The 10,376-nt window shown below is 63.0% G+C and carries 10 protein-coding genes; 6 read left to right on the plus strand and 4 right to left on the minus strand.

All coding sequences use genetic code 11. The features are described from left to right. The first annotated feature begins 32 nt into the window (after window positions 1-32). Window positions 33-1,532 (plus strand): helicase HerA domain-containing protein, encoded by a 1,500-nt coding sequence (locus tag ACWTU8_RS16995; RefSeq protein ID WP_455849036.1) that lies wholly within the window; start codon window positions 33-35, stop codon window positions 1,530-1,532. A gap of 39 nt (window positions 1,533-1,571) precedes the next feature. Here the strand turns inward: ACWTU8_RS16995 and ACWTU8_RS17000 are convergent, their stop codons facing one another. Continuing rightward, window positions 1,572-2,720: an amidohydrolase gene (locus ACWTU8_RS17000; protein WP_455849037.1), complete on the minus strand. Its 1,149-nt coding sequence runs from the start codon at window positions 2,718-2,720 to the stop codon at window positions 1,572-1,574. 156 nt (window positions 2,721-2,876) lie between these two features. On the opposite strand from ACWTU8_RS17000, the gene ACWTU8_RS17005 reads away from it, so the two are divergent. The 4 genes from ACWTU8_RS17005 to ACWTU8_RS17020 all read left to right on the plus strand — a co-directional run bounded on the left by ACWTU8_RS17005 (window position 2,877) and on the right by ACWTU8_RS17020 (window position 6,789). Further along, complete coding sequence (locus tag ACWTU8_RS17005) at window positions 2,877-3,515, plus strand: DNA-3-methyladenine glycosylase (RefSeq protein ID WP_455849038.1); 639 nt, start codon at window positions 2,877-2,879, stop codon at window positions 3,513-3,515. A 337-nt stretch (window positions 3,516-3,852) separates the two neighbouring features. Continuing rightward, the gene (locus tag ACWTU8_RS17010) at window positions 3,853-5,577 is read left to right on the plus strand and encodes a hypothetical protein (RefSeq protein ID WP_455849039.1); all 1,725 of its coding nucleotides are present in this window, start codon (window positions 3,853-3,855) and stop codon (window positions 5,575-5,577) included. Between the two features lie 60 nt (window positions 5,578-5,637). Continuing rightward, window positions 5,638-6,132, plus strand: a complete 495-nt coding sequence (locus tag ACWTU8_RS17015) for an adenylate/guanylate cyclase domain-containing protein (RefSeq protein ID WP_455849088.1) — start codon at window positions 5,638-5,640, stop codon at window positions 6,130-6,132. A gap of 39 nt (window positions 6,133-6,171) precedes the next feature. Beyond that, a complete protein-coding gene (locus tag ACWTU8_RS17020) occupies window positions 6,172-6,789 on the plus strand; it encodes an alpha/beta fold hydrolase (RefSeq protein WP_455849040.1) in 618 nt (205 codons plus the stop codon). A 307-nt stretch (window positions 6,790-7,096) separates the two neighbouring features. Here ACWTU8_RS17020 and ACWTU8_RS17025 read toward each other — a convergent pair whose 3' ends face one another. Together ACWTU8_RS17025 and ACWTU8_RS17030 are read right to left on the minus strand one after the other, a co-directional pair. Next, window positions 7,097-7,609, minus strand: coding sequence for an OmpA family protein (locus ACWTU8_RS17025; RefSeq protein WP_065010224.1), 513 nt, complete (start codon window positions 7,607-7,609; stop codon window positions 7,097-7,099). A 10-nt stretch (window positions 7,610-7,619) separates the two neighbouring features. Further along, window positions 7,620-8,279, minus strand: coding sequence for a L,D-transpeptidase (locus tag ACWTU8_RS17030; RefSeq protein WP_077380658.1), 660 nt, complete (start codon window positions 8,277-8,279; stop codon window positions 7,620-7,622). Between the two features lie 249 nt (window positions 8,280-8,528). Between ACWTU8_RS17030 and ACWTU8_RS17035 the strand changes: the two genes are divergently transcribed. Beyond that, window positions 8,529-9,608, plus strand: coding sequence for an aminopeptidase (locus ACWTU8_RS17035; protein WP_455849041.1), 1,080 nt, complete (start codon window positions 8,529-8,531; stop codon window positions 9,606-9,608). A gap of 231 nt (window positions 9,609-9,839) precedes the next feature. Here ACWTU8_RS17035 and ACWTU8_RS17040 read toward each other — a convergent pair whose 3' ends face one another. Continuing rightward, entirely contained in the window at window positions 9,840-10,073 is a 234-nt protein-coding gene (locus ACWTU8_RS17040; protein WP_455849042.1) for a hypothetical protein, read from the minus strand. Window positions 10,074-10,376: the final 303 nt, after the last annotated feature.

Here is a 10,376-nt window from a genome sequence, read left to right on the forward strand (position 1 = left end):
TGATAAGCCCTCTCCCCAAGGAGAGTCGAGACATGACCGTTGCGATCGAGATGGGCCACACGACCGCAGGCGCCCCGGCGGCACTGGATCTCGAGGAACTACTGGCGACCCGCCTTTTGGTGCAGGGCAATTCGGGCTCCGGCAAATCGCATCTGCTGCGCCGGCTGCTGGAGCAGAGTGCCCCCTGGGTGCAGCAGACCATCATCGACCCCGAAGGCGACTTCGTGTCGCTGGGCGAGCGCTTCGGCCATCTGGTGATCGATGCCGAGGAGCATACCGAGCGCGGCCTGCAGAGCGCCGGCGAGCGGGCTCGCATCCATCGCGTTTCCACGGTGCTCAATCTCGAAGGGCTCGACGCCGAGAACCAGATGCGTCGCGCCGCTGCCTTCCTCGGCGGACTGTTCGAGGTCGCCCGCGACCACTGGTATCCGATGCTGGTGGTTGTGGACGAGGCGCAGCTGTTCGCGCCGGCCGTCGCCGGCGAGGTTTCGGACGAGGCGCGCAAACTCTCGCTCGGCGCCATGACCAACCTGATGTGCCGTGGCCGCAAACGCGGGCTTGCCGGGATCATCGCCACCCAGCGGCTGGCCAAGCTCGCCAAGAATGTCGCCGCCGAGGCCTCCAATTTCCTCATGGGCCGAACCTTTTTGGACATTGATATGGCCCGCGCGGCCGACTTGCTGGGCATGGAGCGGCGGCAGGCCGAGGCTTTCCGCGACCTGGAGCGCGGGCAATTCATGGCGCTGGGCCCGGCGCTATCGCGCCGTCCGCTGGGCCTGCGCATCGGCCCGACGGATACCAGCCCGCGCAATGGCACGCCGCGGCTGATGCCGCTGCCGGAAGCAGCCCTTGAGGACGCGCGCGCCATCATCCTGGCAGCCCCGCCGCCGGAAACTGTCCGGCCGCAGCGCCGGTCGTCGCCGGACCTGCTCGATCAATTGATGGCGGCGAAGTCGGCGGCGCTGGAAATCCGCCCTGAACCGGTGGAGCCGCCGATCAGCGCCGAGGATTTGGCGGAGCGGCGTGAGCGGGTGGACCGTGTTCTGCGCGCCGTGCTGGCGCAGCCCGACGCGGGCTTCCGTGTCATCGGCGTGCTTTATCAGGAGTTCGTGGTTCGCTGCCGGATAGAGGGCCTCGCCTCGGTCGTGCCGAACCTTCCCGAGTTCCGCCGCATGCTGACCCGCGCCCGCGCCGGCCTCGGCTCCGATATGGCGGGGGATGACGCTTGGCAGGATGTCTCGGTGCGCGCCTCGCTGCTGCCCGAGGATATGCAAGGTGTGTTCATGATGATCGCCCGCGCAGCGAAGGAGGGCTGGCCCTGCCCGAGCGACGCAGCAATTGCCCGCGCCTATGGCTCACACTCGCTGCGCCGTGCCCGGCGTCTGCTGACCTATATCGAGGAGCAGGGCCTCATCGTCTGCCAACTCGACGGGACTGGGCGGCGGACGGTGACGCTCGTCGAACTGGCCTGGGCGACCGCACCGGGAGACCCTAATGCGGCGGAGGCCGAGCAGGGGCGTTTGGCTGTGTGAGGGGCGGATGGGGCGCTGGGGCTCAGCCAGAAGCTGAGGTCAGCCCAGAAGATTGCGCGCCGCTCGCATGAATATTTTCGACCCGATCGGGATCAAATCGTCCGGAAAGTCATAGTCCGGATTGTGCAACGCAGGGTGCCGCTCGCCCGCACCCAGGAAGAACATCGCCGACGAGGCGCTGTGGCCGAACAAGCCGAAATCTTCCGAAGCACGCATTGGCAGGGCTTCTTCTCCGTGCACGACGCCTTCTTCATCGAGAGCTCGCCGCAGATGCTCTACGGCGTCCGGCGCATTGACGCTGGCCACAAATATCTCTTGATAGTCCCACCGGGCAGAAAGGCCATGCTGGCTAGCGATCTGTGTGACCAGCGATTCAGCGGCGGCGCACAGGTTTGCCATGCGCTCGTCGCGCCGGGTGCGCAGCGTCGCCCAGACCTCTGCATGGCCGGGCGCGATGCCGAACACCGCTTCGCCCATCGCGGCATGGGTGACGGTCAGCATGCTGAAGTTGTCGTCGGCAAAAGTTCCGCTGCCAAGTGCCGGGAGTGCCGGCATCAACTGGCTGATTGCCATCATCGGCGAGACGCCGGTCTCGGGCATGGACGAATGCGCGGTCTTGCCCTCCAGCACGATGCGCATGCCGCGTGAAGCGCAGTTCACCACCCCGGTCTTGAGCCGCACCTCGCCGAACGGCACGCCCGGCAGATTGTGCAGCGAGAAGGCGAAATCCGGGGCGATCTCGCTAAAGCGCGGATCGGCGACGACACCGGCAGCACCATTGCCGGTTTCTTCCGCCGGCTGGAACATCAGCACGACACGACCGCGGGCAGGTTTTTCGCGCCCCAACTGACGGCCAAGTGCCGCCAGGATCGCGCTATGTCCGTCATGGCCGCACATATGCGACTTGCCCGGCACGAGTGATGCATGATCTACGCCAGAAAGTTCATAAATCGGCAGCGCATCGAGTTCCGAGCGAAACATCACCGTCGGCCCCGCCTTACCGCTTTCGTAGATCGCCGCCACGCCATGCCCGCCCAATCCGGTCAGCACCTTGTCCGGCCCCGTATCGGCGAGGAAGTCGACGACCTCTTTAGCGGTCTTCTCCTCTTCATTCGAGATTTCGGGGTTCTGGTGCAGCTTGCGCCGCCACGCTATAAGCTCGACGATGTCTCGATTGGTAAGGGTCACGTGTTCCAACTCCGTTTGCGCTCCATTCTAAGCAAAAGCAGCCATTGCTCCAGGGTCAAGGAGTCTCGAAATGCAAGACCGGGAGCTCAGAGTGCCCTTGGGTTGTAAGAACCAGTATTTCCGCGATCCGTTCGAGCCTGGGCCTTCTCGCGCACAATGGGTCGAGCGGATGCCGTGAAGCCTGGCCGACATGATCATCCGCCGCTCGCCCGCGCGGAGCTGCCTGAAGATACGGCCGCTCTTGCCCACTATCTCATCGGCAAGCTGGTGGTGCGGGCGTTGCCGGAAGGCATCGTCAGCGGCCGCATTGTCGAGACCGAGGCCTATGTCGCCGGCGATGCCGCCGGGCACGGTTACCGGGGAATGACCCCGCGCAACCGTTCGCTGTTTCTTGAGCGCGGGCACGCCTACGTCTATCTCGCCTATGGCCTCTCATACATGCTGAACGTTTCGAGCGAGACGGCTGGGATCGGAACCGGCGTGCTGATCAGGGCGCTCGAGCCGCTCGAAGGCATCGGACTCATGCGGTTCCATCGCGGCGTCGAGCGCTTGCGCGACCTGGCGCGAGGACCGGGTAGGCTGGCTGCCGCGTTGCGAATCGACCGTTCGCTCGACGGGCTCGATCTTTGCCGGGAAGGCCCGCTATGGCTGGCACGAGACGACCACAAAGCAGGCGAAATCGGGAAGAGCATTAGGATCGGTATTTCGAAGGACGCGGGTCGGCTATTGCGATTTTATGTCAGGGGGAGTGCGTTTGTCAGCGGTCCAAGATCGCTGAGCCAGGGGCAGCAGTAGGAGCAGAGTTGCAGGTAAAGCATCGGAGTCTGATTTGCGCCCCCAGAGCGGACAATCGAGTGCGATTTATATGGTAACCTCAATGGGCCGTCTGCTGTCCTTCCGGTTTCGGGCGCGATGCGTTAGAAAGCTGACGTTCCTCTTGCCACTTCGAGTCGGTCATCTGGTGGGAGGCGCCAGAGCCCCAAAGGCGGACGATCGACAGCTTTTTGAGGTGAGCGTAACGAGATTCGTCAACGGACGGATGCCGAAAGACGGCACCGACCCGAGAACAGTAGCTTTATCATTTTTTTGAGTCCTGCGCGGTAAGGTTCCGTGCATGTGGTTGAAGACTTACTTGATCATCACCGGCATCGGCGCGTTCGTGGCGCTGACAATGCCCTGGCTGGTCATCATCGGCAGTTTCCTGATTATCCCGGGGATCATCCTCGCGTCGATGCCAACGGCTTTCATGTATGGCGTCGCCTTCGCGCTGTTCCGCTTGCTGCTCGGAGGTTTCCTTTCAGGGGTTCCTCTGAACGTCATGTCGGGCGCTGCGACGCTGGCACTGTTCTGGACCATCCCCCAGCCAGGCCTCACCTGGGCGAGGGGCATGCTGGCCAGCCTGAAGGAGCCGGACATTCAGGCGAGCGCACCGATTGCGCTGAAGGGCGACATTCTCCTCGCGCGCCCGTTCGAGGGCCGTTGCGATGCACTGTGCGCGGCCTTGCTCAAGACCCCGGGCGTCACTTCGGTCCGCGTCCAGACCCCTCGCGGTCATTCCAATACCTATCGCATCGTGCCGGACTCGACGCCCGGCAAACGAAGCACCGTCATCGGGCATGGCCTGCTGGAAGAGCGGCGCTACGATGCCTCCGATCCGCTCGCCCCTCAGCGCGCGCTGGAAGCCGAATGGAACCTGATGATGTCAGAGGGCAAGGCGCTGCTGCAAAGCGACGACGCCCTCGAACCCGACTTCACCATCGCGATCGAGGACGGCCCTGCCGTGCCCGATGCCAAGCCCCGATCGGGACGGGTGGATTGGTCGCTCGAACCCTCCGCACCCCACCGCAAGGCGCTCACCATCACCGACGCCGGTGAACAGGTGCTGCTGCGGCAGTCGATCCTGTCGATCTTTGCCCCGGCGACGCCGATGCTGATCGGGACTTCGGGCGGGATCGAGACCTTCCGGTTCGGCTGGGGGCGTCGGCGGCTCGGTGACGGAAGGATGTACGCCGAGGTTCCGGTCAACCGGTTGCTACTCGACCACACCAGCGTTTCGCGCGGCGTGGATATGGAAGCGGCGAAAACGAGAACGCGCGAGGAACTTGCCAGAGCGCTCGACGATTCGCGTAAGCCGGTGAGCGATCCCGCGTTCGCGCTCGCCAATCAGTGGATGGACTCGTTCCGCGCGAACGACCAGCCGCTCGGCGAGAGCGACCGGCGTCTGCTGGTTCGCATCTTGGAGGACCCGCGGGTGCGATCCTCAGACGGGCTGTGGGCGATCATCAAACAGGTCGATGGCGACTCCGCCGGTCTGCGGCGGCTCGCCGCCCGCCGCTATCTCGCGGCCACCGACAAGAAGGAGGCGTGCCACTGGATCAATGCCCTGGCCGGCCTCCCTGTAGGTGCATTCGCCGATCCTCTGCCGGAAGAGCGCGAGATTCTCGCCGATCCGGCGGTCAGCCGCTTTGCCACCGGCCTGATCAAGCGCCAGGGCGACCGCGGCGTCGATGCCGTGCCCGACCTGTTGCGGCTGCTGCGCGAGTACTCCGTCTACGATCCGGGCAAGTATGGCTTCAGCGACCTGACCGCGGCTACCGATGCCGTGCGAAGCGGCTTTCGCCGCATAGGCCCTGCAGCCTCTTTCGCGCGGCCTGAGATCGAGCAGCTTCTGGCTTCGCCGGGTCTGCAGTACCGCTACAAGACGCTCGGCCAGGAAGAATGGGACACGCTGCTGGTCGTCCTCGGGAAGCCTGTCGAAACGCTCACCAAGCCGGAAAACCGAGGTGGTACCGACGCGAGGTACCGCGAGCGCGTCGCTCAACGGGCCGCCAAGCCTTACGATCCGCGCCGGGATTGATCGCCGAAACGGGAAGAAAAATCTTCGGGGACAGAGCTACGTCCGGCGACAGGATGGATGATGGGCTGGCCCGTTCGGGGTGCGTCGGACCGGCCGGACTGCCCGTCAAACCCGGTTGCAATTCGGATTGGCATCAACCTCGGCGACGTCATAGTCGAGGATGATGGCGACATCTACGACGAGGGCGTCAATGTCGCTGCCCGCCTCGAAGCACTCGCGCCAGCGGGCGGCATCCTGATCTCCGGCAAAGTGCACGACGAAGTCGAGGGCAAGCTGAATTGCGGCTTTGAGGATCGAGGCTCAACATCGGTCAAGAACATCGCTCGGCCGGTTAGAACCTACCTCGTCCAACGTGAAGAACGGCCGCGGCTCGCTCGATACGCGGTGCCGCCCTGCAGCAGGAGATCGAATATTGCCGTGCCTCGCATGGGCCAAGGTCGGCACGGGCCCGCCGATCGTGAAGGCGGCCAATTGGCTCAAACCATCTCGAATACGATTGGGAGAGCCCGGTATGGCGCGCCTTTCTGGAGCGGCCTGCGAGAGGCAACACGCTGATCCGCTACGACGCTCGCGGCAACGGCCTCTCGGATTGGGATGTACCGGACCGTCTCCCTCGACGCATGGGTGAGCGATCTTAAGGCTGTGGTGGATGACGCAGGTCTCGACCGCTTTGCCCTGCTCGGCGTCTCGCAGGGCTGTGCGGTCTCGATTGCCTTCGCGGAGCGCTATCCCGAGCGGGTGTCGCACCTCATCTTGTATGGCGGGTTCGCGCTTGGCGCTCGCAAACGCTCGCCTGAGAGCAGGGCGAAGCGAGACGCCATGGCAACCCTGATGCGTTTTGGTTGGGGTGCGGATGAGCCAGTCTTCCGCCAAATGTTCACCTCGCAGTTCATGCCCGACGCCACAAAGGAGCAGGCGGACGTCTGGAACGAGCTTCAGCGGCGGACGACCTCGCCCGAGTGCGCGGTCCGCTACTTCGAAACGGTAGGTGACCTCGACGTGCGCGATCTCCTGCCTCGGGTGCAGGCACGGACCCTCGTAATGCACGTCCGCGGCGACCTCATCGCTCCGCTCGAGAGCGGGCGCGAGGTGGCGGCCGGCATACCGGACGCACGGTTCGTTGCGATGGAGGAGCGCAGCCATTTGGTCCAGGAGGGCGAGCCTGCCTTCGAACGCATATTCGAGGAGATACGGCTATTCTTATCGAGGTGACGCCCCGAATCTTCTCTGCTTCGAGCGAGCTAGGCGAGTGTGGATGGATTTGACGGCGATGAAGCCGGCGGCGAGTGCGACGAAGCGACACCCATTTCAGCTTCGTTGAAACACCCCTGCTGGAAAGGGTTGAGTGGCTACAGCCGAACGTCCGCTTGTGTGCAAACGTGCCTCCTCGCCTGTTCAATTGCATGTCGGCTTTTGGATGCGGCTAGGGTCTACTCAACGACCGACATGCGGCGCAAAGCAGCCATGCCGCCGTCGCGTGTGAGACTCTGCTTCGGGTCACAAGCAGAACAGCAGCCCCCTACGGCTCGTCCCTCTCATCGCGCAAATTAGACACAACGCGGCGGTTCTGCGACCTACAGGCGGTGTCGGGGCAGTCGCGGACGAGCCTGTCCTTGCCGTAGCCCTTGGCCCACATGCGGTTGCGGTCTATGCCGCCGGCGGCGAGGTAGTCCATCACCGCATCGGCGCGCTGCTGCGACAGCGCCGTTTCACTTGCGCCGGGATCGTCGGCGAAACCCTGCAGCTTGAGCAGCCAGCGCGGATGCTTTGCTAACCAGGCGATCTGGGTGTCGAGGGTGGCCTTGGCGACAGAATCGAGCGCGGCCGAACCTTGCGTGAAATAGGTGCGGCGGCCGACATTGAGTATAAAATCCTCCTCGCTGCCCGGCTGCACGTTCTGGAAGCCGGCAACCTCGGTGTTGGTGATGTTGGGCGTGGAAGGGGCCAGCGTGTTGCTGGTCGAGCAGGATGCGGCCAGCACCAGCAGGCCGGCGGCGAGCAGCCGGCGCGTGTTTTCAATCATGCGGTTCATGAGGCGCCAATCATTCGACAGTGGTGGAAGCGGGCGCCTGGTCGGCGATGTGCGGCAGGACCTGCACCGCGGTGCCGATCGGGCAGCGCTGGTAGAGGTCGATGATGTCTTCCGGGAACATCCGGATGCAGCCGCTGGAAGCGTCGGTGCCGATGCTCCATGGCTCCAGCGTGCCATGCAGGCGGTAGCCGGTGTCGGCGCCGTTGCGGTGCAGATAGAGCGCGCGCGGCCCGAGCGGATTGTTGGAGGCGCCGCCTGCGACCATGTGCGGTAGGTCCGGCTTGCGCTTACGCATTTCGGGGGGCGGGACCCATTGCGGCCACAGCGCGCGGCGGTCGATCGTCGCGCGGCCGTACCATTTGAAGCCGTCCTTGCCGACGCCGACGCCGTAGCGGATGGCGGTCTTGTTTTCCATGATGACGTAGAGGAAGTGGTGACGGGTATCGACCACGACGGTGCCGACCGGCTCGCTGCTGAAATACTTGACGATCTGGCGATGCCATCTCTTGTCGATCTTGGCGAAGTTGGTCTTGCGATAGACAAAATTGTTGTCGCTGGCGGTACCGGCGAAAAAGGATTTTGCCGCCGCGGCTTGAGCAATATTGCTGGTTGCACCCACCGCGACCAGCGCCAGGCCGCCGAGCACGACACCCCTGCGTGATAAAACCATCGGCAATATTCCCCCCCATGCCAAAAGCCTGGCGCACCATAGTTGAGAATTACTTCGCCTCAAAGTGGAAAATGCTGCGTTGCTTCAGTCTGCCATGTCCGGACATTCGGCAATTTGGCGGCGAGTGACCGAATTGTGGCAATCTTGCCGAGGACGAACGTCTAACCTAAACCCCATCCAGGATCTTAACCAAATTGGCGCGACTGTTTGGGACCGGACGTAGTTGCGACATTTGCCCTGTCCGGACGTGTGAGCGATGCCGTGGGTATGATGCATGCTTTTTTTCGTTCGGTTGCTGCGATGATCGTGATGTCCGGCGTGGCAGGTTGCACCAGCATTTCCTATTACGCACAATCCTTGAAGGGTCACGTGGAGATCATGGCGGCGCGCCAGGATGTCGGAGAGCTGATCGACAATCCTTCGACCCCTGGGACATTGCGCGCTCGAATGGCATCGGCGAGCGCCATCCGACAGTTTGCGATAGATGAACTAGCGCTGCCGGACAACAATAGCTACCGCAGCTATGTTGAGATTGGTCGGGACGCGGTGACATGGGCCATTTTCGCAGCGCCGGAATTCTCGCTGACGCCACGAACATGGTGCTTTCCGGTGTTCGGATGCGTTCCGTACCGAGGATACTTCTCCAAAAGGTCTGCGATTGAAACCGCTGTCGAACTTCAGAGACAGGGCCTGGACGTCTATGTGACGGGCATCACTGCATATTCCACGCTCGGCTGGTCAAGTGACCCGCTGCTAAGCACCATGCTCAGCCAAGATGAAGCGGGTCTTGCAGGGCTGGTGTTCCATGAGCTGGCCCACCAGCGCGTCTACGTACAGGACGATTCCGCGTTCAACGAAGCGTTCGCTGCCGCTGTCGAAACAACCGGTGTAAGAAAATGGCTGCGCGCGAATGGGGATACTGCCGGTTTGCGCCGGTACGAAGCCGACCGGAGGCGCAGAGCTCAATTTCTTGCGCTGGTGTCGCAGACCCGAGACGAGCTAAGGCACGTCTATGACGACAGCGCTACCTCTGAGCAGAAGCGGGCCGCAAAGATAGCCGCGATCGAACGGCTGCGAATGCGCTACCGAGAGATGCGCGACAGTCGCTGGCGTGGATACCGGGGATACGATGTCTGGTTCGATTCTCCGATTAACAACGCGAAGCTCGCCGCGACTTCCGTCTACGGCGATCGGGTGGCGACGTTTCTCCGCTTGTTCGATTTGTGTTCGGGCGACTATCCACGATTCTTCGCGTCGGTTCGACGGATAGGAGCGTTAGACAAATCTGACCGCGCCGAAGCGCTCAAGGCGGCAGATTTATGCGATTGATCCGGTCAAATCCGAAGGCCGGAAGCGGCGAATCGGTCGCTGATGTGCTCGGCAGCCGGCGCAGGTGATTGAATTGACCATTTGTCGGCCGATTTCCCAGGTACTTTGACGTCGGCGGGGCCGGAAGCCGCATGTCGGCCTACAGAAGCCAAAAGCGGACTTGCCTGAACTCCCCGCGGGATCTTGGACCACAATGATTGCCGGCGGGCCGTGGCGCCTCAGCGTGCGCCCCTACGAGGCCGAAAACCTCACGCTCACGCCGCGCTGCCGAAAATAAGCCTGCATTAGCTTGCGGCCCGAACGGTTGTTCTGCGCCAGCTTGGTTGGATCGAATACCGCTTGTTCTATCCCCTCTCGCGCCAGCGCTGCTTTGAGCGCCGCGATATGTGCGTCGATGTCGGCATTGTTCGCCCGGAGCGATGCATAGATGCTGTCGGTCGCCTCGGCCACGGTCGGCTCGCTCACGGGTGTACTCCTTTGACTATTCGGGCTGCGGCTTAGCACAGATCAGCGGCTTCGCCGATACCGATAAGACGGCTAGATGGGCGGCAACAGTGTTCCTTGGGGTCGGTTGTGAATCATGGGTTCCGCCTGAGTCGGAGACGCAAGCCATGTCGACACGAACGAGTGAGGAGGATTGGACGCACACGTTCGAGTATCCGGGCTTGCCTGCCGCGACGCGGGCGGGGCGTGAGGAAGTTCACCTCAAATTGCTCTTCGGAAACAGCACGCGATCGGGTTTTGCATTCATTCGCGCCAGCATTTCCT

It is taken from the genome of Mesorhizobium sp. BHbdii (assembly GCF_053848045.1).

Coding starts and splice junctions, on each gene's coding strand:
- ACWTU8_RS17005 (WP_455849038.1), top strand. CDS start 2,877: ATGGGTCGAGCGGATGCCGTGAAGCCTGGCCGACATGATCATCCGCCG.
- ACWTU8_RS17015 (WP_455849088.1), top strand. CDS start 5,638: ATGGGCTGGCCCGTTCGGGGTGCGTCGGACCGGCCGGACTGCCCGTCA.
- ACWTU8_RS16995 (WP_455849036.1), top strand. CDS start 33: ATGACCGTTGCGATCGAGATGGGCCACACGACCGCAGGCGCCCCGGCG.
- ACWTU8_RS17025 (WP_065010224.1), bottom strand. CDS start 7,609: ATGAACCGCATGATTGAAAACACGCGCCGGCTGCTCGCCGCCGGCCTG.
- ACWTU8_RS17030 (WP_077380658.1), bottom strand. CDS start 8,279: ATGGTTTTATCACGCAGGGGTGTCGTGCTCGGCGGCCTGGCGCTGGTC.
- ACWTU8_RS17020 (WP_455849040.1), top strand. CDS start 6,172: ATGTACCGGACCGTCTCCCTCGACGCATGGGTGAGCGATCTTAAGGCT.